Below are 21,947 nucleotides of genomic sequence, written 5' to 3'. Positions count from 1 at the left end.
TCCAATGGGCACCACCTCGCCGCAAGCCGACCATGGAGGCAGAGAACAACATGGCCGGTACCTATATATAGATATATATAGTTCGGCATAGCGATACGGTCAGTTTCATGAGTAAAAAGGACGCCTACAGCCAGGCGGGCAAGACGGCAGTACTGCAAAACATCCAGGGCACATTGCAGTTCCTGCAGCGCTTTCCGCCGTTCAACCAGATGGAGCACAGCCACCTGGCCTTCTTGGTCGAGCAGTGCCAGCTGCGCTTCTACGCCTGCGGTGAAAGCATCGTCAAACCTGCTGACGGGCCGGTCGAGCACTTCTACATCGTCAAGCAGGGCCGCGTGGTTGGCGAGCGCCAGCATCTGGCCAAACCGGGTGTCGAGACCACGTTCGAGATCACCAGCGGCGAGTGCTTCCCGCTGGCAGCCCTGCTGGGTGAGCGGGCAACCCGCACCGAGCACCTGGCCGGTGAAGACACCTTCTGCCTGCAACTGAACAAGGCCGCATTCATCCGCGTGTTCTCGATGTCTGAAGTGTTTCGGGATTTTGCCCTGCGCGGTGTCAGCAGCCTGCTTGATCAGGTCAATCAGCAAGTACGCCAGCGCGCTGTGGAAACCCTCGGTACCCAGTACTCGCTGAACACCCCCCTGGGTGAACTGGCCATGCGTCACCCGGTGGTGTGCAGCGCCGATACGCCCCTGCGCGAAGCCGTGCGGCTGATGCACGAGCAGCAGGTGGGCAGCATCGTGGTGGTCGACCCGCAACGCTACCCCATCGGTATTTTCACCTTGCGCGACCTGCGCCAGGTGGTGGCAGCAACAGATGCCGACCTGGGCGCCGCCATCGACCGGCACATGACAGCCAAACCGTTCTACCTCCCACCCCAGGCCAGTGCCTTCGATGCCGCCATGGCCATGACCGAGCGGCATATTGCCCATGTATGTCTGGTAGAAAACGGACGCCTGTGCGGGGTGGTATCCGAGCGCGACCTGTTCTCACTGCAACGGGTCGATCTGGTTCACCTGGCGCGCACCATACGCCATGCGCCACGCCTGGATACGCTGGTCTCGCTGCGCGGTGAAATCAGCCAGCTGGTGGAACGCATGCTGGCCCATGGCGCATCGTCGACGCAGATCACCCAGATCATTACCTTGCTCAACGACCATACCGTGTGCCGGGTCATCGAACTGGCCCTGGCCGAACGTGGCGACCCGGGCGTGCCATTCAGCTGGCTGTGCTTTGGCAGCGAGGGGCGACGCGAGCAGACCCTGCACACCGACCAGGACAACGGCATCCTCTTCGAAGCGGTCGACAGCGCCGAGGCCGACGCCATCCGCGCTCGCCTGTTGCCGCTGGCGCAATACATCAACCAGTGCCTGGCCCAGTGCGGTTTCACCCTGTGCATGGGTAACGTCATGGCCGGCAACCCCGAACTGTGCCTGTCGCGCAGCGAGTGGGCGCGGCGCTTTGCCGGGTTTGTTCGCGAAGCCAGCCCGGAGAACCTGCTGGGTTCGAGCATCTACTTCGACCTGCGGGTGGTGTGGGGTGACGAGCAAGGTTGCGAGCAACTGCGCCAAGGCCTGCTGGCACAGGTAGCCGACAACCGCATCTTCCAGCGCATGATGGCTGACAACGCCCTGCGCCAACGCCCTCCGGTGGGACGGTTGCGCGAGTTCGTGCTGACACGCCAGGGCAACGACAAGGCGGCGACCCTCGACCTCAAGGTCCAGGGGCTGACGCCCTTCGTCGATGGTGCCCGTTTGCTGGCCCTGGCCAATGGCATAGGTGCCTGCAATACCTTGGAGCGCCTGCGCCAACTGGTGGCCAAGGGCGTGATCGAGCCATTGGACGGCGCCGCCTATGAAGAGGCCTACCACTTCATCCAGCAAACCCGCATGCAGCAGCACCAGCGCCAGATACGCGACAACCTGCCCTATTCCAACCGGGTCGACCCGGACAGCCTCAACCACCTTGACCGCCGCATCCTGCGCGAGTCCCTGCGCCAGGCCCAACGCTTGCAAAGCAGCCTGGCCTTGCGGTACCAGTTGTGAGCCTGTTTACCTGGCTGCGCCCCAGCGCGCCCGAACTGGACCACACCACACGCCAGCGCCTGGCCCGATTGCCCAAGCCCGTGCCGCTGGGGGTATGTACCCTGCGCGAGCAGCGCTGGGTGGTGCTGGACCTGGAGACCAGCGGGCTCAACCCCAACCGTGATCAGGTGCTGTCGATCGGGGCGGTGGCCATCGAAGACGGTGCCATCGACTTTGCCCAGCAGTTCGAACGCACGCTGCACCGGCCTTTGCAGAAGACCAACGCCAGCGTACTGATCCACGGCTTGGGCCCTAGCGCCCTGGCTGCCGGTTGCGACCCGGCCGAGGCCCTGCTGGATTTGCTCGATTTCATTGGCGACAGCCCGGTGCTGGCGTTTCACGCGCCATTCGACCAGCGCATGCTGGCGCGTGCGCTGAAGGAGAGCCTGGGTTACCGCTTGCAGTCGCCGTTCCTCGATATTGCCGAACTGGCGCCGATGCTCAACCCCGACACAGTGCTGCGCGAGGCCGGGCTGGATGACTGGGTAGCGCGGTTTGGCTTGCAGGTTGAAGAGCGCCACCACGCCAGCGCCGATGCCCAGGTGACCGCAGAACTGGCGCTGATCCTGTTCAGCCAGGCCAGACGCCAGCAGTTGGACAGCCCGCTGCAGCTGGAGCAACGGTTGCGCGGGTGGCGACGGCGCAAGATGCAGAATCACGGTTTGTAGAGGCGGGATGTGCAGCGCCGCCCGCGCGGCGCGCATCGCGAGCTGCGCTCGCTCCTACGTTTGTTTCGGGCCAATCATTCCTGTGGGATCTGCACGCGAACGCTTTGGCGCATGGCTCGATATCGCGTCGTACGAACAAGGCGATCGCGCGCGCCTGGCACAGGCGTTACTGGCCCGAAACAAACGTAGGAGCGAGCGCAGCTCGCGATGCGCGCCGCGCGGGCGGCGCTGGATCTCACTGGCGCCACACAACTCAAACCAAGCCCCATGATGGCAATCCGATAAGCGTCCATTGCACCACCCTCTCCCCTCTGCCACAATCGCGAATAATTATCGTTAGTTAATGCATTCGTTCCGGGGGGACGCTGCTTGTCTTCTGCACAGAGCCCACACGCCGATCTGGTCGGTGCGCTGTACCGCGACCACCGCGGCTGGCTGCTCGCCTGGCTGCAACGCAGCATGGCCTGCCGCCAACGTGCTGAAGACCTGAGCCAGGACACCTTCGTGCGCCTGCTCGGTCGTGAGCAACTGGACACACCCCGCGAACCCCGCGCGTTTCTGGCCGCCGTGGCCAAAGGGCTGATGTTCGACCACTTCCGCCGCGCCGCGCTGGAACAAGCCTACCTGGCCGAGCTGGCATTGATCCCTGAAGCCGAACAGCCCTCGCCAGAAATGCAGCATCTGATCCTTGAAGATCTCAAAGCCATCGACCGCCTGCTCGGCAAGCTGTCGAGCAAGGCTCGCGCGGCGTTTCTGCACAGCCGTCTGGACGGCATGGGCCATGCCGAGATTGCCGAGCGCCTTGGTGTTTCGGTATCACGGGTGCGCCAGTACATCGCCCAAGGCATGCGCCAGTGCTACGTAGCCCTGTACGGGGAGCCGACGTGAGCAACGTCCCAGTTTCGTCTCGGGTTCTGGAAGCCGCGATTGCCTGGAAACTCAGCCTCGGCGACAGCAGCGGCACGCCTGATGAACGCAATGAATTCATGCGCTGGCATGCCGCCAGCGAAGAGCACGCGCGTGCCTGGCGCCAGCTCGGCGCCATGGAACAGCGCGTTAGCGCGGCGGCTGGCCCGGCACGCCAGGCGCTGCTGCAATCGCGCGCCAGCCTGCGGCGGCGCATTGGCAAGGTTGGCGGCGGGCTGGCCGGCACGTTTCTGCTCGGGGCGCTGCTGGCATGGGTCGGCGCGCCGTCACTGGCACCCAGCTACTGGCTGGCCGACCAGCGCACCGCCACGGGTGAATTGCGTACCTTGCGCCTGGAAGACGGCACACTGCTCAGCCTGAACACCCACACCGCCGTGGACATCGACTATGCCGGCGCACAACGGGTGATCGTGCTGCACCAGGGCGAAATCTCGGTCGAAACCGGCCACCAGGACCCACGCCCGCTGCTGGTCCGCACTGAAGACGGTCGCTTGCGGCCACTGGGCACGCGCTTCCTGGTGCGCCGCGAAGTCGGCGGTACGCGCCTGGAAGTGCTGCAAGCCTCGGTCGCCGCCATGCCGCATGACAGCGGCGACGAACAGGTGCTGCACGAAGGCCAGCAAGTGTTGATGAACGCCAACGGCCTCGGCCAGGTTGGCACGGTGCCCGCCGGTGCCGATGCCTGGACCCGCGGCATGCTGGTGGTCGACAACGTACGCCTGGCCGACCTGCTCGCCACATTGGGCCAGTACCGTAGCGGCTACCTCGGGGTGGATGCCAAGGTCGCCGACCTGCGCGTCACCGGTAGCTTCCCGCTGACCAACACCGACCTGGCGCTCGCCTCGCTGGTGCCGGCGTTGCCGGTGAAGATCGAGCGGCATACCCAGTGGTGGGTGAACGTCACTTCCAAATAGGCCGGGCCTGCTGGCCAATCTCCACCAGCCGTTCACCGCTGCCGCCGCCACCGTATTCGCGGGTAAACCCGCTCCTGCGCGGTGGTGGACACACATCGGGGTGGTCGTAGGAGCGGGTTCACCCGCGAAGTGGGCGGTGCTGGCAAAACCTCTTTTAAATAATTCTCAATATTTTTCAGATTCACCCTGTCACTTTTCAGATCTCGCTCGGCAAGGAAGCAGCAAGCACTTACCCGTCGAGGAACCGCCGCATGTCCCGTGCCGTTGATCATATCCTGCGCCCCAGCCTGGTGGCCCTGGCCATCGGCCTGGCTGCCCCGCTGACCAGCCCTGCCTTGTTCGCCGCCGAGCAATCCACGTCGCGCGCCTACAATCTGCCAAGCGCGCCACTGGCCACCACTCTCAACCAGATCGCCAGCCAGGCCAGCATTGCCTTGGCCATCGACCCGGCACTGGTCAGCGGCCGTACCTCGGCCCCGGTCAGCGGCCAATACGACGGCCTGGGCGCCCTGCAAGCCGCCCTGAGCGGTACCGGCCTGCAGTTGCAGCAAAGCAGTGCGGGCAGCTACAGCCTGGTGGCCGTGCCGGATGGCACCCTGGCCTTGCCGGAAACCACAGTCAATGCCACCAGCGCCAGCGAAAGCGCCTGGGGCCCGGTTGAAGGCTACGTGGCTTCACGCACCGCTGCTGGCACCAAGACTGACACGGCACTTGTGGAAGTCCCCCGCTCCATCTCTGTCGCCACCCGCGAGCAAATGAAAGACCGCGGTGTACACAGCCTGGATGATGCAGTGCGTTACATGCCAGGTATCGTCTCCGCCAGCTTCGGCAGCGATACGCGCTATGACTGGATGCGCGTGCGCGGCTTCGAGCCAACACAGTTCCTGGATGGGCTGCCGCTGCCACGCGGCGTGTATGCCAACCCGAAAGCCGAAACCTGGAACCTCGACCGCCTCGCCCTGCTGCGCGGCCCGGCCTCTTCGATCTACGGCCAGACCCCACCTGGTGGCCTGCTGGACATGGTCAGCCGCCGTCCGCAAGCCGAAAGCGCTCACGAAATCGAGCTTCAATACGGCAGCGACAACCATCGCCAGATCAACTTCGCCAGCACCGGCAAGATCGACGATGAAGGTCGCTTTCTCTATGGCGTCAGCGGCGTTATCCGTGACAGTGGCACCCAGATTGACCACATCGACAACAAGCGCTACAACATCGCCCCAAGCCTGACCTGGAACATTGACGAAGACACGACGCTGACCTTCCTCACCCAGTTCACCCGTGACGATACCGGTGCCACCAGCCAGTTCCGGCCCATCCAGGGCACCAAGATCGACATGCCATTCGGCAAGATCTCACACCACAAGAACCTGGGTGACCCGGATTACGAGTTCTACGACCGCACGTACTACGCGCTGGGTTACGCCTTCGAACACCGCATCAATGACGTCTGGCAGTTCCGCCAGAACCTGCGCTACACCAAGTCGGACCTGTCGTTCCAGACCATCACCCCTGGCAGTTACAACAAGAGCTCGCCGCCGGTGCAGGACGATGGCACTGTCAGCCGCATGTCCACCAACACTGATGAAGACATCAGCCAGTTTGCGGTGGACAACAACTTCCAGGCGGACTTCGCTACCGGGGACATCGACCACACGCTGTTGATCGGCCTGGACCACCAGCGCATCAACACCAACTACCTGTCGATCTTCGACTTCAACGTGCCGGACAGCAACGTCAACAACCCGGTCTACGGGCTGCCGATCACTCGCCCGGATCGCTCGACCGCGTTTTATGACTACAACCAGAAAACCCGTCAGACCGGCCTGTACGTGCAGGACCAGATGGCGCTTGGTAACTGGCGCCTGACCCTGGGCGGTCGTGAAGACTGGGTGCATACCGGCACCAAGTTCTTCAACCAGGGCGATGCCACCAATACCCAGCGGGACAAAAAGTTCAGCGGCAACGCAGCCATCAGCTACGTGTTCGACTCGGGCTTCGTGCCGTACCTGTCCTATGCCGAGTCTTTCCAGCCGTCCAGCAATGCCAGTGTGTCGGCCTCGGACTCGTTCAAGCCCACCGAAGGCAAACAGTGGGAGCTGGGCGTGAAGTATCAGCCGCCGGGGTCCAACACCCTGTTGTCGGCAGCCGTGTACGACCTGACTCAGAAAAATGTCTCGGTCACCAACACGGTCGGTGGTGTGACCATCACCAGCCAGACCGGTGAAGTGAAAGTCCGCGGCCTTGAGCTGGAAGCGGTTTCCGATGTGACCGACAACCTGAAGGTGATTGCCGCCTACACCCTGGCCAAGTCCGAGGTGCAGGATGGCGATTTCAAAGGTAACCGCCTGCAACTGATGCCTAACCAGCAAGCGTCCATCTGGGGCGACTATACCTGGCACTCGGGCGTGCTCGACGGCTTCGGCATCGGCCTGGGCGCGCGTTATACCGGTAATACCTACGGCGACCAAGGCAATACCTACCTGGGCAAGGCCAAGGCCTACACCGTCTTCGACGGGTCGGTGCATTACGACCTGGGTCGCCTGAACGGCAGCCTGAAGGGCGCGTCGGTAGCGGTCACCGCCACCAACCTGCTGAACAAGGATTACCTCTCTACTTGTGACGCGTACTACTGCTACTACGGCGATGAGCGCAGCGTTGTCGCCAGCGCCACTTACAAGTTCTGAGTGAGCTGGGGCCGCCTTGCGGCCCCGGGTTCCAACCGACAACAATCGGTACCGTGATGAAAAGCCCCACCATCCGCCGCTGGTCCTTGATCCACACCTGGAGCAGCCTGGTCTGTACCCTGTTTCTGCTGTTGCTGGCAGTCACCGGCCTGCCGCTGATCTTCCACCACGAACTCGAACACCTGCTAGGCGACGCCCCCGAACTGCGTGAAATGCCGGCAGGCACCCCGCACCTCGACCTGCAGCAACTGGTGCTCAAGGCCGAACAACATCGCCCCGGCGAGGTCATGCAGTACTTCGGCTACGATGAAGACGAACCCAACGGCGTGGTCGCCATTACCGCCGCCACCGCCGGCACCGACCCCAACCTGTCGCACACCTTCATGCTCGATGCTCGCACCGGCGAGGCGGTGGCCATGCCGGCCGCCAACGGCGGTTTCATGATGGTGATGCTGCGCCTGCATGTGGACATGTTCGCAGGCTTGCCGGGCAAGCTGCTGATGGCCTTCATGGGCGTATTGTTCATTGTCGCGATTGTCTCCGGCACCGTGCTCTATGCGCCATTCATGCGCCGCCTGGAATTCGGCACCGTACGCCACAAAAAATCCCGCCGCCTGCGCTGGCTCGACCTGCACAATCTGATCGGCGTGGTCACCCTGGCCTGGGCATTGACGGTGAGCGTGACCGGGGTAATCAGCGCCCTGTCCGACCTGGTCATCGCGGCCTGGCGCAACGACAGCCTGGCTGCGATGGTTGCCCCCTACCGCGACGCCCCGCCGCTCGTCGAGCGCGCCCCAGCCACTCGCCTGCTGGACATTGCCGAACAGGCCGCACCGGGCATGCGCCCGGACTTCATCGCGTTTCCTGGCACGCGTTTCTCCAGCGAGCACCACTATGCGGTGTTCATGAACGGTGCCACCCACCTGAGTTCGCACCTGTTCACGCCGGTACTGATCGATGCTCGCACCCTTGCAGTGACTGCGGTAGGCGACCGTCCCTGGTACATGGATGCCATGGGCCTGTCGCAGCCACTGCATTTCGGCGATTACGGCGGGCGACCGATGCAGATCCTCTGGGCGTTACTGGACGTGCTGACAATCATCGTGCTCGGTAGCGGCCTCTACCTGTGGTGGGGCAAGCTGCGCAAACCCAGGGAGGCGCGCGCATGAGCCACAGGTCGCAAGCCACTGCACGCCTCTTCGCCTGGCCAGCGTTGATTGCCCTGCTTGGCTTCCTGGGCCTGTTCGCTGCGCTGCTCGGCGACGGTGGCTGGGACGTTCTGGCATGGGCCGGCCTGGGCCTGCCGGCCCTGCTGAGCCTGCGCGGGCTGCTCTGGCGTCGGGGGCGCTAGCCCGCTACCACCACGCAACCGCAGCTATTGCCAAGCATGGGGTTTCCTCAACCAAGGATCCGCCCCATGCGCCCCCTCGAACAACTGGAACAGATCGACCGACAGATCGGTGACCTGCTCGACGGCTTCCCGACCCTCGACCTTCAACACCCCATCAACCCCGACACGCGCACCTGGCTGCACGGCGAACTGGCCAGCTTCTGGACCACGGCCGATGAGCAAGGCGAAACCCCCAGACAAAAACTGCTGGCACTGCGCAAGGCGCTGATGCTGGCCGAGGTTGAGTTGCGCCTGGGCGACCAGACCTTGGCCAACGGGTCGGCCGAGCAACTGCGGGCCTGCCTGGAACAACCGCTACCCTCGCAGCGCAGGCATCTTCCACTGGCCAGCAGGCCACAGGTGTATCGCGTGCTGCTGGAAGGCATAAGGCCCAACTGGCGCAGCTACCTGCCAGGCACACTGATCATCGTTGCCGGTACCACCGAAGGCCCTATGCTCACGCCTCAGGATGCCGCAGGCGCTGCCTTGCTGTGCAGCCTGTCACAAGGCATCGAGGCCTTCGACTCCCTTGCCGCACTGCACCTGGAGCTTTGCGAGCGTCTGGAAGACCCACTCCAGAGCAGACCGCTGCTGCATCTGTACACTGACACGCAGGCGGACCGCGCTCGCCGGTCGCAGCGCCTGCGCTATGACTGGTACGCCGACAGCCTGCTGGAGGCCCAGATCGACAGCGTTGTAGAAGCCCAACGCCAACGCCTGAGTGACACCGGCTTGTGGAGCAACGACTCACCCGACCAGCACACCCGAATACATAAAGCCCTGGCGCTATGGCACGAAGTCGGCGCCAAACCCATCCTGCAAACACGCTACTCCCAATTGCTTGAGAAGAACCTGCCCAACTGGCTGCGCAATACACCTGCGCAAGGCCTGAGCCATATGATGCAGGCAATGCAAACGCTGGTAGCAATCGCCGAGCAGGCTGCTGCCCCGGGAGTACTGAGCCTTAACGACTTCAAACAACGCAATAGCCTGCTGGCCTGGGCCAACGCACGCCTTCGCGAGCGCCTGAGCCATGACCTGGGGTACGACACAGATCCTCGCGAGATCAAAATCATCGTCGTGCGCGCCCGCCGCACGGGCGCCATCATGCATCCCTTCGCCCTCTCGTCCTATGTCACCTATGTAGGCATGCGACGCGTGGGCCACGAGATGGTGGAAATGGTCGAGGAAATCAACACGCTCGAAGAGATCGCCCTCAAGAACTTGCCGTGGTTCGACACCGACTACTGGCTGACTGCCCGGGTGATCCACGCCCACGACAAAGCCATGCCCGCCGGGCTCACGCCGCAGTATGTCAAGCACATGGTCCGGGAACTGAACGTGGGTGACAGCTACGCAAAGTACCTGCACACCCAACTGATCAGTTCCAGAGCGGGCAAATGGCGCCTGACTGCGCACAGCAAGGTCAACCGTGCACGCATGCACGCTGAAGCAGTCAAGGCGCGCTACGCCGGGCACTTTGGCGAAGACCCTTTCGAACATGGTTACAACTGGGTGCGCGCAGTGCTGGACCAACCACACAATGCCTTGCGCGCGCCGGTAGCAGGCTACCCGGTCACTGTTCGGCAGCTGAACATCATGGGTCATACCTTGCAGGGCGTGCTTCTGCTCAACAGCATCCCTTACAAGTCTCCGGCATGCGTGCTGTACACCCCGGATGCCCCGGACCGCAGGGCCTGGCGCCGGTTTCGCACGACCCGCGAACTGCTTCGCACATTGCGCCAACAGCCCACGTTGAGAGCATACGTAGCCCAGCGCCTGCCATTGCTGCCTGCCGCCACGGTGCAGCGGTTGCTGGACAAGGGGCGCCTGAGCACGCATTTGACCACGCCCGAGGTCAAAGACGACCTTTTCTTCGACTACTACATGGCCGAGGCCCGGGCGCTGATCGCCCAGGCCGATGCCGACAGCATGACGACCAGCGAAGTGAATGCGGAGTCGGTCATGGCGTTGAGCTGGCGCTTGCTGGACTTCATCAGCCTGCTGCTGCCGAACCGTGCGCTGCTGGTGCTGTCGATCGGCCGCATGGCAATCGATATCTGGGACGGCGCCGAGGCCTTCAAGCAAGAGGATGTCGAAGGGGTGATGCGGCATGCCTATCAGGCGCTTAGCCACCTCAACGATGCCGGTACCAGCTTTCTGGGTTCCAGAGTGCTACGCCGATCCCTGCGCGGGATCCCCAAACAACCGCCACTGCCGCTGCCCGCACGCCTCCAGGTACAACCGGGCAGCAGCAGCCTGCGCTATCGCATAGACGGTATCTACGGTGAAGGTGTCTACGAGCAAAGCTCGGCGTTTGGTGGGCAATCGCTGTACTTCGTCAAGGACAACGACAACCGCTATTACCGGGTCAGCTTCGACGGCTACCGCTGGCGAGCCATTGACCCTGACCAGCCAGATGCCTATCTGCAGCAACCGCTCAAGCGCAAAGCCGACGGGCAGTGGGTCATCGACTCACCGGTGCTCTGGTACGACGGGCTGCCCGACCTGAAGCAATTACTGCAGGACTGCTATCTACAAACGCCTGTGGCCGGCCTGCCGGTAAACACCGAACAAGGGCTTTTTCAGGCTGACGATCAGCTGTACCTTGCGCTCAAGGACGGGCAGTTGCCTGTGCGCCGCCACTTGCTGCCGGATCATTACCACTTGCAGATTGCCGTTGCCAGCAACGCCGGTGTGGTGCCGTGGGCGGTGCTGCGCCACGAAAACGGCCAGTGGCTGATACGCGTTCGCCAGGCAGGGCGCAGCAGTGACTGGCTGACACTGCCAGATCAACCACCGCCGGCCCACTGACAGCCGGAACCGGCGGCCTCAGTCGACCAGTTTTGGCAACAGCCGGTCCAGCCGCTGATGCAAGGCACTGCCATTGGGCCAGTTGCGCAGCAGCCGCGCCCGGTCACGGGCATAGGCCGGGGCGAAGCTGAGCTGGGTGGCGTGCTGGCACATGGCATCGAGGTCGATCAGCGACCACTGGCCGTTGTGCCAGAACAGGTTATGGCCTTTGAAGTCGCCGTGGCTGATGCGCTCGCGAATCAGTTGCTGCATCACGTGCACCAAGGCATACACCTGCTCCTCGGGCGCATCGCCGCTTTCGACGTAGGGCGCGAAGCATGCCGTCAGGTCCGGGCCGTCGACATACTCGGTGACCAGGTAGGCACGGCTGCGCAGGCCCAGCACCCGCTGTTCCAGCACCGCGAGGGGGCGTGGCGTGGCGATGTCGAGGAACTCCAGGCGGTGGCCTTCAATCCAGGAATGCCAGGCCCGGCTCGGGCGCCAGAAGCGCTTGAACCAATGCGCGGTGTTCTTGATGTTGTAGCGCTTGATCACCAACTGGCGACCATTGACCTCGATGCGCGCCACGCTGGCAGCGCCACCGGTCTTGTACAAATGGCCCTTGTCGATCAGCGTATCGGCCTGCTCCAGTACAGGCTGCATGGCCTCGACCTCACTGCGGCGGATCGCTTGCAAGCCCGAGAGGGTGCGCTGGACGCTGAACAGGCTGCACTCGCGGCCAGCCTTGTCCAGATAGTCCTTCTGCCGCCAGTTGCGCACCTTGTCCACCTGCTTCTGCAGGGCTTCCAGCGGCAACGCATGCTCGGCGTTGGCCAACAGATAATGCACCAGCAGCTCTTCTATGAACGGCTCCAGGCGCTTGGGCAACTGGGCGAAGAATACCCCGAGGTTTTCCAGCACGCGTGGACGCGACAACTGCTGACCGGGTGTTTCCGCCCTTATGCCCGCACCATCGATCAGATACAGCTTGCCGGCATGGCGCAGCAGGTTGTCCAGGTGCAGGTCTTCCTGCCAAAGGCCTTGGGCGTGCATGTGCGCCACAGCCGTGAGCGCTTCGCCCAGTACCAGGTGCTGCTCGTCCGCCAACACTGGCAGGTTTTCCACTGCGGCCCAGGCATCGGCCAGGCCTTGGGCACCGTCAAGGAACTCGAACAGCAGCCAGCCGCCCTCGCCTTCCTTGAGGCCGTCGGCCAGTAGCTTCGGCGTGGTCAGGCCTTGTTCGGCCAGCAATTTCACACCCTGCAGTTCGCGCTGGAAATGCCGTGCGGCGTTACCACCGACCAGCAACTTTGCCAGCACCGGTGTACCACGCCAGACACCAGCGCCCACATAACGCTGGCCCGGCAACACGCGCAGCAGGCTGAGCAATTGCAAGTCGGCGCTGCCGGCGGCATCAACCAACGTGATGCTCAGGGGCAGCGATGGGCTGCGCCCGGCATCCTTCAATTCAGACAAACGCATCAGCGGGCCTCTTTTTCACGACGGCGTTGCGTCAACCGTTGCAGCCAGGTATCGACCAGCGCGCCGTCGGCGGGCTGCCCCAGGTAGGTAGCCAGCAAAGTACGTACATCCTGCACGCTCCACGCCTGGGCGCGGCGCAGCAGTGGCTCCAGGTCCTTGAGACGGTCACGCATGCCGAGCAACAGGGGACGGGTCTTTTCCAGGTCGATCAGTTGCGCATCCCAGCCGTCGCGCCGTTGGCGCAAGAAAATGTGCTTGGGGTAGAAGCAGCCATGCACCTGCCCGGCACTGTGCAGGGTACGCGCCAGCTGGCCGCAGGCCTGCAGGATGCCGGTGCGCTCGGCCTCACCCAACCGCGGCCATTGCGCCAGCAGGCTTTCGAGGTCGGCCCATTCGTCCAGAGCGCGGGTCATCAGGATGGCCCGGTGCTTGCCACCCTGCTTGCGCTCGCCATAGAACACCGCCTGCAATGCCGGAATGCGCAGCTTCTGGTAGCGACTGATGTTGCGGAATTCGCGGGCGAAGGTGGGCTCGCCGAACGGCCGGTGCAAGGTCCGGGTCAGGTAGTCGCTCTGGCGCTTGAGGTAGTAGCCCTTGCCTTCGAGTTCCAGACGGAAGACGCTGCTCCAGCCACCGCGACCGGTGTTGGGTTCGTCCACTGCATCAAGTTGCAGCGCCCACAGCGCCTCGAAATCGTCCAGGCCATGGCGCTTGAGCAGCGCGAGGTCCGCGCTGGCCAGGTAATCGGTCATTCCCTTCCCTCGAAAAAGCCCAGTACCCGACGAATGCGCTTCTTGTCACGCACATTCAGCCGGTCACGGCCACGGTATTGCAGGTAGAAGCGCAGGCGCTGGGTAGCTGACAGGTGGTATTTGGCCACTTTGTCCAGGCATGCCAGGTCTTTGATCATCCGGTGGCGCCACATGAATCCGCGCCAGAAGTCACCGGTGGGGCAGTCGATGAAGAATAGCGTGCCCTGGTCATCGACCAGCAGGTTGCGCCACTTCAAATCGTTATGGGCGAAGCGGTGCTCGTGCATGACCCGGGTATGGCGCGCCAGTTGACGGCTGATATGGTCGACCCAGGTGCGGTCGGCCAAGCGCGGATCGTTTTGTTCGGCCAGGGCCGACAGGTCTTCGGTGCGCGGCAGTTCACGGGTGATCATCGCGCCACGGCCAAAGGCCAGGCCGTTGCGCTCCAGGCCCCAGGCCACTACTTCGGCGGTGGGGATACCCCATTTTGCGAATTGCTTGAGGTTTTGCCATTCGGCCTTGATGCGTGGCCGCCCCAGGTACCGTCGCATGTGCTTGCCGGCCCCGGTGTAGCGCTTGACGTAGTAGTTGATCCCGTCACGTTCGATGCGTACCACCTCACTGAGCGGGTCGCGGGTCAGGCGTTCGCCCTGGAGGGCAAATACCGCATCAAGGCTGCCGAAGTCCGCCGCCAGGTGTTCGTAACCCGGCGCCAGTGTCCAACTCGCCATCAGAGTGCATCCCCATAGCGTTGCTTGCGATCGTAGAGTTTCTGAGCCTTGCGCTCCAGCCAGGCGAGCAGCGCAGCTTCGTCCTTCAGCACCTGCCGCAGGGGACGCTGGAAGTAACCGCGCAGGAAGCGCAGCTTGTCGCGCTGGGTCAGGCCGATGTCCAAGGCCGAAAAGTACAGCGCAGCCAGGTCCTTGTCGCGCCAGCGGCGGCTGATTCTGGCACGGGTTTGCGCCCGGTGCAGGTCGATCACCGACAGCTTGAAGTCATCCGCCGTCACCGGTCGATCGGTGTGCATCAGGAAATGGCAGATGTAGCAATCGCGGTGGTTGACCCCGGCGCGGTGCATGCCACCGGTCATCTTCGCCACCTCGGCGATAAGTGCACGCTTAAGACGCGGCTCGGGCGGCTGCTTGACCCAGTCGATACTGAAGTCTTCCAGGCTGATGGTCGGCGCCAGTTCTTCAGTGATGATGAATGAGTGCTGCGTGGCCGGGTTGCTGCCACGCTCGCCATAGGCGACAGCGGTCATGGTAGGCACACCCACCTCATGCAGGCGCTGGATGGCCTTCCACTCCTGGCCGGCACCGAGCACCGGCAGCTTGGCGGTGAGCAGGTTCTTGAAGATCTCGCCCCAGCCGATGCCACGGTGGATCTTGACGAAAAAGCCCTCGCCAGCCACTTCGGTGCGCAGTGTGCGGCGCCCTTCCAGCTCGCGATAGACCTCGCCTTGCAACGCCTCCACGGCGTCGAAGGCATCACGCCCGGCCCACAGGCGTTTGAAGGGTTCGGCCAATATCAGCTTCATGCGGTTTTTTGCCCCAGGATCACGTCGGCAGCATGCTGCGGCATGCTGTACAGATCGGCGCTATCGGCAAATGCCAGGCCATTGCGCGACCAGCTGGCACGCGCCTGCGGGTCTTCGAGCATGCGCTGCAGATAGCCGTTGAGCTGATCTTGTTCGAACGGCTCGTCCAGCACCAGGCCGCTGTCGGCCTCGGCAATGTAGTGGGCATAACCGCACACCTTGGACACCAACACCGGCAAGCCGGCGACCAACGCTTCGAGCAGCACCGTACCGGTATTCTCGTTGTAAGCCGGGTGAATCAGCAGGTCGGCGCCCAACAGGAAGCGCGGGATATCGCTGCGGCCCTTGAGGAACTGCACCTGGTCGCCCAGACCCAGGGTAGCGCTTTGCAGCTGGAATACCTTGGGGTCGTCCTGGCCGATCACCATCAGCCTGGTACGTTTGCGCAGGGCTGACGGCAGCGCGGCCAGTGCCTTGAGGCTGCGGTCCACGCCTTTGGTCTTGAAGCCTGAGCCAATCTGCACCAGCAGCAGGTCGTCATCCCCCAGGTTGAATTCCTTGCGGAACTCGGCGCGGATCTCGGCGGCATTGGCCGGCGCACGGCGATCCTGGGAAATGCCTGGCGGCAGCAGGTGGAAGCGTTCTACCGGGGTGCCGTAATGCTTGATGAACAGCGGCTGCTGCACTTCGGAAATCATCAGCACTTCGGTATGGGCGTCCTTGGCGAACACCGCACGCTCGTACTCGGCAAAGTGCCGGTAGCGGCCCCAGCGGCGGTACAGGCCACCGCGCAGGGTCTGCGCCTTGTCCTCGAAGCAGCCGTCGGCGGCGTAGTACACGTCCAGCCCCGGCATCTTGTTGAAGCCGATCAGGCGGTCGACCGGGCGCTTGGCCAGGTCGGCGGCCATCCAGGCACTGAGCTTCTCGTTGCGGCGGTGATTGAAGATCGCCTTCACCGGCGCCACCAGCACTTCGAAACCCGGTGGAATGTCACCCTCCCAGATCAGCGTGTACACGCGGATCTGGTGGCCCCGCTTCTGGCATTCCAGGGCAATGCGCATGAAATCGCGCTGCAGCCCGCCGAAGGGGAAATATTTGTAAAGCACGAAAGCCAGTTGCATCAACGGACATCCTCAGCCAGCAGCAACGCGCTCAAGCGGCTCGCCACATGCTCGGGATTCAGGCGAGTGAAGCACAGTGGCCACTCGCGTTTCAGATCGAACCGGGCCAGGTCATCGGCGCTCGGTTTGTAGGTGCACTTCTTCTGCAGGCAGGGAGCGCAAGGCCAGTCACTGGCCTGGTGAATCTGGGTCCGTCCGTAGGCGCCGGTCAGGCCCGGGTTGGTAGGGCCAAACAGCGAAAGGGTAGGCACATCGAGTGCCGCCGCCAGGTGGCCAAGGCCGGTGTCGACCGCAACGCAGGCCTTTGCCGCCGCCAGTACACGAGCGACGCCGGCAAGGTTCAATTTGGGGAGCACCTGGCAGTTGTTCAAGCCTTGGGCAATTCGCTCGGCCCGCGCCTTCTCGGCCGGATTACCCCAGGGCAGGCGCACTTCCAGCTTGCGCCGGCCCATGCGCTCGGCCAGTTCGCGCCAGTAGGCTTCGGGCCAATGCTTGGTCGCCCAGGTGGTGCCATGCAGGAACACCACATAGGGCGCAGCCGGCGGCAGTTGCAGGCGGTCGAGGTCCAGGCCGTAGTTGCCGATGCCTTCTGGCAGGTCATAGGCCAGGGCCATGGCAAACAGTTGGCGTACCCGCTCCACCGCGTGCTGGCCGGTAGCAACCGACAGAGGCCGGTCGTAGAAGCGGCTGGCCCAGCCTTCGCGCGCCGAGTAGCGGTCCAGGCCGGCGACGGGTGCCTTCACGTAACGGGTCAACCAGGCCGACTTGACCAGGCCCTGGGCGTCGATCACAAGGTCGTACTTGCGCTCGCGCACGCGCTGCTTGAACGCCTTCCACTCGCCACTCTTGATGGTTTGCCAGAGGTTCTTGCGCCAGCGACGGATCGCCACCGGGATGACCTGGTCGACCGCGGGGTGCCAACTGGGGATTTCGGCGAAGCCTTCCTCCACCACCCAATCGAAACGGATGCCGGGAATGGCATGGGCGGCATCGGTAAGCGCCGGCAGGGTGTGGATGACATCCCCCAGCGACGAGGTCTTGATGATCAGTACCCGCACTTAGTCGACCTCGGCCACGGTATCGATCAGGTCCGGTCCGCTGAGGCTGTGCAGGGCGGCAATCACTTTGCCCGGTTCCAGCAGACGCAGGCAATTGTAATGGCCGAAGCGACAGGTGCGGTCAAAGCACGGGCTGCACTCGATACCGGTGCGCACCACTTCCACCTGTTCGGCCAGCGGTGGGGTGAAGCCGGGTGAAGTCGAGCCGTACACCGCCACCAACGGACGGTTCAGCGCAGCGGCCACGTGCATCAGGCCGGAATCGTTGGACACCACGGCATGGGCGCAGGACATCAGGTCGATGGCCTCGGCCAGCGAGGTCTCACCGGCCAGGTTGGACGACTCTTCACGGAACCCCGGAATCAGCCGGTCGCGGATCTGCTCACCGACCGGGTGATCGTTCTTCGAGCCGAACAGCCACACTTGCCAGCCTTGGCGAATCATCGCATCGGCCACAGCGGCATAGTGCTCTGCCGGCCAGCGCTTGGCTTCGCCAAACTCGGCGCCAGGGCACAGCGCCAGTACCGGACGGTCCAGTTCCAGGCCGAACTTGGCCAGGGCGGCGTCACGGCTTTGCGCTTCGATCTGCAGGTTGGGGCGCGGGTATGGCTGCGGCAGCTCGGTGCCGGGTGCGTAAGCCAAGGCCATGAAGCGCTCGATCATCAGCGGATAGCGGGCCTTGTCCAGCTTGCGCACATCGTTCAGCAGGCCGAAGCGCATTTCACCGCGCCAGCCGGTGCGTTTGGGAATGCCGGCAAAAAAGGGCACCAGCGCCGACTTGAGCGAGTTGGGCAGCAGGATAGCCTGGTCGTACTGGCCGGCCAGGGACTTGCCGATGCGCCGACGTGTGGCCAGCTCCAGCGCGCCGTGGCCGAGCGGGAAGCTCAAGGCCTGACGCACTTCAGGCATGCGTTCGAGGATCGGCCGGCTCCACTCAGGGGCCAGCACGTCGATCACGCAGTCGGGGTGCTGCTGTTTCAGGCACTGGAACAGGGTTTGCGCCATCACCATGTCGCCGACCCAGCTGGGGCCAATGATCAGTATTCTCATGCTTAGTCCAGAAACGCTCGGGGAGGCTACAGGCTGCGGTACAGCCTGGCCTCCCCTCTTTATATTCAGGCTATGTGGCGGACAGTGTACCACTCACATGGCCTATTCGCGGGCAAGCCCGCTGCCACAGGGATTGCACACTGCTCAGGGCCTGCGCAGTACCTGTGGGTGCGGGCTTGCCCACGAATAAGCCAACACGGTATCAGCTTAAACCCAACTCACCCCAGATCCGCCGCACTTCACGGCGTTCATCGGCAAACTGCGCCGCATCGATCACCCCGGCCTGCTTCTGCAAGGCCTGGCGGTGGGAGGCCGAGCGGAACGCCTTGTACACTTCACGCAACAGCACCGCGTCACTGGCCGGCATCAAGTTCGCCTGCTCCAGCTCTTCCAGAATGCGGATGTTATCGGTCCATCGCAGTAGGGCCGGATGGTCATGGGACCAGGCCAAAGCGGCGTATTGCACCATAAATTCGATATCGACGATACCGCCGGCATCCTGCTTGATATCGAAGGGTACACCGGCGTCGAAGGCGTTCGCCGCAGTACCGGCAGCCGTCGCCTTGGTACCGAGGTTGTCACGCATCTTGGCGCGCATTTCACTCACCTCGTCGCGCAGTTTTTCCAGGTCGCGCGCCTGGCCCAGAACCTTGGCGCGCACACCTTCGAACGCCGCACCCACCTGCTTGCAACCCACCAGCACGCGGGCTCGCACCAGCGCCTGGTGTTCCCAGGTCCAGGCTTCGTTCTGCTGGTAGCGCTCGAAGGCGCCCAGCGAGCTGACCAGCAGGCCCGAGGCGCCGGACGGGCGCAGGCGCATATCCACGTCGTACAGTTGGCCCGAGTTGGTCTGGGTGGTCAGCAAGTGGATGATGCGCTGCCCCAGACGCGTGAAGAACTGCGCACTGTCGATAGGCTTCGCACCGTCGGTTTCCGCCTGCGGATCGCCATCATGGATGAAGACCAGGTCCAGGTCCGAACCGTGGCCTAGCTCCAGGCCGCCCATCTTGCCGTAACCGATGATGATGAAACCTGGGTCGCACAGGCTGTCGTCGCTGCGCTTGGGTTGGCCGTGGCGGGCCACGGTCTGGCGCCAGGCCAGGGCCAGCACCTGGTCGAGGATGGCTTCAGCCAGCCAGGTCAGGTAATCGCTGACTTTCATCAACGGCAGGTTGCCGCTGATTTCCGAGGCAGCCACGCGCAGGCTGTGGGCCAGCTTGAAATGGCGCAGCGCCTCCATCTGCTGCTCCAGGTCGTCCTCGGGGATGCGCGTCAGGCGCTCGCGCAGCTCGCTGGCCAGTTCTGGCGCCAAGGGCGGGCTGAACAAGCGGCCCTCATTGAGCAGTTCGTCGAGCAGCAACGGGTAAAGGGCAATCTGCTCGGCAATCCACGGGCTGGCGGCGCACAGCGTCAGCAAACGGCGCAAGGCACCGGGGTTTTCGGTCAGCAGTACCAGGTAGGCAGAACGCCTTGCCACAGCCTCGACCAATGGCAGCACCCGCTCAAGCACCAGGTCAGGGTTGTCATGCTCCACCGCCTGGGCCAGCAGCCGTGGGATGAATGCGTCAAGTCGCTCACGGCCGATGCGCTGCATCGAGCGCAACTGCGGGCTGGAACGCAGCCCGGCCAGGCGCCTCAAGGCTTCGGCGGGTTGCTTGAAGCCAGCCTCTTGCAATTGCCGGCCAGCGGCTTCTTCATCCTGCGCCTGCTCCCACAACGGCGACCACTCGCCACCCACCACCAGTTCGCCTTCACCGTCTTCATCATCCGGGTCGGCAATGACCTGGCGGAAATGCCAGTCTATGCGGCCACGCCAGTACATCAACTGGTCATGGAAGCTCTGCCAGTCGGCAAAGCCGAGCATGTAGGCCACTCGTGCCTGATCGGTTTCACCTTCCGGCAACATTTGCGTCTGGCGGTCGGCGATGGCCTGGATGGCGTGCTCGGTATAGCGCAGGAACTCATAGCCCTCGCGCAGCTCGGCCACCACCGCCGGCGGCAGGTAGCCTTGGCCTTCCAGGGTGGCCAGCACCTTGAGCAACGGCCGCTGCTGCAGGCTGAGGTCACGCCCGCCGTGGATCAGCTGGAAGGCCTGGGCGATGAACTCCACTTCGCGAATACCACCGGCACCCAGCTTGATGTTCTCGGCCATGCCCTTGCGCCGCACTTCCTGTTGGATCAGCTGCTTCATGGTGCGCAACGCTTCGATTGCGGAAAAGTCCAGGTAGCGGCGGTACACGAACGGGCGCAGCATTTCCTGCAACTGCGCGCCGGCCGCCTGATCGCCGGCCACCACTCGCGCCTTGATCATCGCGTAACGTTCCCAGTCGCGGCCCTGGTCCTGGTAGTACTGCTCCAGTGCATTGAAGCTGAGCACCAGGGCACCCGCCGAACCATAGGGACGCAGGCGCATGTCAACGCGGAACACAAAGCCGTCGACAGTAACCGGGTCCAGCGCCTTGATCAGCCTTTGGCCCAGGCGCGTGAAGAACTCCTGGTTGTCCAGCGAGCGCTTCACCCCTTCGGTTTCACCGCCCTCGGGGAAACCGAAGATCAGGTCGATGTCCGACGACAGGTTAAGCTCTACCGCTCCCAGTTTGCCCATGCCCAGCACCACCATGTGCTGCGGCTGGCCGCTGCGGTTGCCGATGGGCGTCCCGAATTGCTGGCAATGGCGCGGGTACAGCCATTGGTAGGCTTCGTCGATGGCCGCATCGGCAAGGTCCGACAGGTCCCGGCAGGTTTCGCCAAGTTCCGCCTGACGGGTAATGTCGCGCCAGATAATGCGCAACTGCTGGCGGTTGCGCGCGCGGCGCAGATTGCGCGCCAGTTCGTCCTCGCTCTGTGCTGCCTGGGCCGTTGCGGCGATTTGCCTGCGCAGCTCACCCGGGGCGTAACGCCGCTCCAGCTCGCCACTGGCCAGCAGGGCAAACAGCATGGCGGGCTCGCGCTGGGCCAGGCTGAGCACGAATTCACTGGCAGCAGCCACTTGGTCGAACTGCTGCCGGTGCAGCGGGCTCCAGGCCTGCAGGTCGAGTTCGGGGTGGCCGGCCACGGCATCGCTGATGAACTGCTGGTTGCGAGTGACCAGCGGCTGCAAGGTGGCAGGCAGATCGGAGGGCAAAGGTAGGCGCATGGTCTATCCTTGATCGGCGTGAAATAGAGGGGAGAAAGCGGCCAAGGGGAAGCCGGACCACGGTTGGACTGTCGTACAAAAGTTGGAAATAGCTGAAAAAAACGAAAACTTGGCAACAAACATCAAGAACCACCCGTTCGCGACACAATGCCAACCAACATGAACGTTTTTCCTCACAAGCCAAGGTGCGACCAAACGTCGCACAAATGTAGTTTTACTACTACTCGTGTCGTGTAAAAGCATGAAATGCGAAAGCAAATGTAGTAAAACTACAACGCGCCGGAAGACACCCCGGTAATCCAAGAATTCACGACGTCTGCCCATAAGGCCAGTCGCAATCTCAGGCAATCG

At 63.3% G+C, this 21,947-nt stretch carries 16 protein-coding genes; 8 read left to right on the top strand and 8 right to left on the bottom strand.

The features are described 5' to 3' along the window. Positions 1-107 precede the first annotated feature (107 nt). The 8 genes from ACE4QZ_RS03920 (at position 108) to ACE4QZ_RS03885 (ending at position 11,481) form a co-directional block, all read left to right on the top strand. A complete protein-coding gene (locus tag ACE4QZ_RS03920; RefSeq protein ID WP_021782677.1) occupies positions 108-2,045 on the top strand; it encodes a putative nucleotidyltransferase substrate binding domain-containing protein in 1,938 nt (645 codons plus the stop codon). Next, positions 2,042-2,752, top strand: a complete 711-nt coding sequence (locus tag ACE4QZ_RS03915) for a PolC-type DNA polymerase III (RefSeq protein WP_021782676.1) — start codon at positions 2,042-2,044, stop codon at positions 2,750-2,752. Before ACE4QZ_RS03920 ends, ACE4QZ_RS03915 begins: the two co-directional genes overlap by 4 nt. Positions 2,753-3,121: 369 nt before the next feature. Continuing rightward, complete coding sequence (locus ACE4QZ_RS03910) at positions 3,122-3,640, top strand: RNA polymerase sigma factor (protein WP_010951704.1); 519 nt, start codon at positions 3,122-3,124, stop codon at positions 3,638-3,640. Then, positions 3,637-4,593, top strand: a complete 957-nt coding sequence (locus ACE4QZ_RS03905) for a FecR family protein (protein WP_279934883.1) — start codon at positions 3,637-3,639, stop codon at positions 4,591-4,593. The genes ACE4QZ_RS03910 and ACE4QZ_RS03905 overlap by 4 nt, the downstream gene beginning before the upstream one ends. 251 nt (positions 4,594-4,844) lie before the next feature. Beyond that, positions 4,845-7,277, top strand: a complete 2,433-nt coding sequence (locus ACE4QZ_RS03900; protein WP_103463391.1) for a TonB-dependent siderophore receptor — start codon at positions 4,845-4,847, stop codon at positions 7,275-7,277. A gap of 56 nt (positions 7,278-7,333) precedes the next feature. Beyond that, positions 7,334-8,446: a PepSY-associated TM helix domain-containing protein gene (locus ACE4QZ_RS03895; RefSeq protein WP_103463392.1), complete on the top strand. Its 1,113-nt coding sequence runs from the start codon at positions 7,334-7,336 to the stop codon at positions 8,444-8,446. Next, the gene (locus tag ACE4QZ_RS03890) at positions 8,443-8,628 is read left to right on the top strand and encodes a hypothetical protein (protein WP_011953272.1); all 186 of its coding nucleotides are present in this window, start codon (positions 8,443-8,445) and stop codon (positions 8,626-8,628) included. The genes ACE4QZ_RS03895 and ACE4QZ_RS03890 overlap by 4 nt, the downstream gene beginning before the upstream one ends. A 66-nt stretch (positions 8,629-8,694) precedes the next feature. Beyond that, on the top strand, positions 8,695-11,481 hold the full coding sequence (locus ACE4QZ_RS03885) for a dermonecrotic toxin domain-containing protein (RefSeq protein ID WP_103443365.1): 2,787 nt from the start codon (positions 8,695-8,697) through the stop codon (positions 11,479-11,481). Positions 11,482-11,499: 18 nt separating this feature from the next. On the opposite strand, the gene ACE4QZ_RS03880 is transcribed toward ACE4QZ_RS03885, so the two are convergent. The 8 genes from ACE4QZ_RS03880 to glnE form a co-directional block, all read right to left on the bottom strand. Continuing rightward, entirely contained in the window at positions 11,500-12,942 is a 1,443-nt protein-coding gene (locus ACE4QZ_RS03880; protein ID WP_279934882.1) for a lipopolysaccharide kinase InaA family protein, read from the bottom strand. Further along, positions 12,942-13,694 carry a lipopolysaccharide kinase InaA family protein gene (locus ACE4QZ_RS03875; RefSeq protein WP_021782670.1) on the bottom strand — a complete coding sequence of 251 codons (753 nt, stop codon included), beginning with the start codon at positions 13,692-13,694 and terminating at the stop codon, positions 12,942-12,944. The genes ACE4QZ_RS03880 and ACE4QZ_RS03875 overlap by 1 nt, the downstream gene beginning before the upstream one ends. Continuing rightward, on the bottom strand, positions 13,691-14,425 hold the full coding sequence (locus ACE4QZ_RS03870; RefSeq protein ID WP_021782669.1) for a lipopolysaccharide kinase InaA family protein: 735 nt from the start codon (positions 14,423-14,425) through the stop codon (positions 13,691-13,693). Before ACE4QZ_RS03870 ends, ACE4QZ_RS03875 begins: the two co-directional genes overlap by 4 nt. Beyond that, positions 14,425-15,231: a lipopolysaccharide core heptose(I) kinase RfaP gene (rfaP, locus tag ACE4QZ_RS03865; protein WP_279934881.1), complete on the bottom strand. Its 807-nt coding sequence runs from the start codon at positions 15,229-15,231 to the stop codon at positions 14,425-14,427. Before rfaP ends, ACE4QZ_RS03870 begins: the two co-directional genes overlap by 1 nt. Then, complete coding sequence (locus ACE4QZ_RS03860) at positions 15,228-16,352, bottom strand: glycosyltransferase family 4 protein (RefSeq protein ID WP_003255647.1); 1,125 nt, start codon at positions 16,350-16,352, stop codon at positions 15,228-15,230. The genes rfaP and ACE4QZ_RS03860 overlap by 4 nt, the downstream gene beginning before the upstream one ends. After that, on the bottom strand, positions 16,352-17,410 hold the full coding sequence (waaC, locus tag ACE4QZ_RS03855; protein WP_003255648.1) for a lipopolysaccharide heptosyltransferase I: 1,059 nt from the start codon (positions 17,408-17,410) through the stop codon (positions 16,352-16,354). Before waaC ends, ACE4QZ_RS03860 begins: the two co-directional genes overlap by 1 nt. Then, complete coding sequence (waaF, locus tag ACE4QZ_RS03850; protein ID WP_410480399.1) at positions 17,411-18,460, bottom strand: lipopolysaccharide heptosyltransferase II; 1,050 nt, start codon at positions 18,458-18,460, stop codon at positions 17,411-17,413. Between the two features lie 202 nt (positions 18,461-18,662). Continuing rightward, the gene (gene glnE / locus ACE4QZ_RS03845) at positions 18,663-21,596 is read right to left on the bottom strand and encodes a bifunctional [glutamate--ammonia ligase]-adenylyl-L-tyrosine phosphorylase/[glutamate--ammonia-ligase] adenylyltransferase (protein WP_410480398.1); all 2,934 of its coding nucleotides are present in this window, start codon (positions 21,594-21,596) and stop codon (positions 18,663-18,665) included. Between the last annotated feature and the right edge of the window lie 351 nt (positions 21,597-21,947).

The sequence above is a fragment of the Pseudomonas sp. DCA-1 genome (genome assembly GCF_046523955.1).
In the GTDB taxonomy this organism is placed as follows: Bacteria; Pseudomonadota; Gammaproteobacteria; order Pseudomonadales; family Pseudomonadaceae; genus Aquipseudomonas; species Aquipseudomonas putida_Y.
Note: the sequence above shows the minus strand (reverse complement) of the source record. Positions and strands in the feature narration are given on the sequence as shown.

Bases quoted from the DNA above. Each gene is read 5' to 3' on its own strand.
- glnE (WP_410480398.1), bottom strand. From the start codon at position 21,596: ATGCGCCTACCTTTGCCCTCCGATCTGCCTGCCACCTTGCAGCCGCTG.
- rfaP (WP_279934881.1), bottom strand. From the start codon at position 15,231: ATGAAGCTGATATTGGCCGAACCCTTCAAACGCCTGTGGGCCGGGCGT.
- ACE4QZ_RS03920 (WP_021782677.1), top strand. From the start codon at position 108: ATGAGTAAAAAGGACGCCTACAGCCAGGCGGGCAAGACGGCAGTACTG.
- ACE4QZ_RS03895 (WP_103463392.1), top strand. From the start codon at position 7,334: ATGAAAAGCCCCACCATCCGCCGCTGGTCCTTGATCCACACCTGGAGC.
- ACE4QZ_RS03875 (WP_021782670.1), bottom strand. From the start codon at position 13,694: ATGACCGATTACCTGGCCAGCGCGGACCTCGCGCTGCTCAAGCGCCAT.
- ACE4QZ_RS03880 (WP_279934882.1), bottom strand. From the start codon at position 12,942: ATGCGTTTGTCTGAATTGAAGGATGCCGGGCGCAGCCCATCGCTGCCC.
- ACE4QZ_RS03860 (WP_003255647.1), bottom strand. From the start codon at position 16,352: ATGCAACTGGCTTTCGTGCTTTACAAATATTTCCCCTTCGGCGGGCTG.
- ACE4QZ_RS03890 (WP_011953272.1), top strand. From the start codon at position 8,443: ATGAGCCACAGGTCGCAAGCCACTGCACGCCTCTTCGCCTGGCCAGCG.
- ACE4QZ_RS03870 (WP_021782669.1), bottom strand. From the start codon at position 14,425: ATGGCGAGTTGGACACTGGCGCCGGGTTACGAACACCTGGCGGCGGAC.
- ACE4QZ_RS03885 (WP_103443365.1), top strand. From the start codon at position 8,695: ATGCGCCCCCTCGAACAACTGGAACAGATCGACCGACAGATCGGTGAC.
- waaF (WP_410480399.1), bottom strand. From the start codon at position 18,460: ATGAGAATACTGATCATTGGCCCCAGCTGGGTCGGCGACATGGTGATG.
- ACE4QZ_RS03900 (WP_103463391.1), top strand. From the start codon at position 4,845: ATGTCCCGTGCCGTTGATCATATCCTGCGCCCCAGCCTGGTGGCCCTG.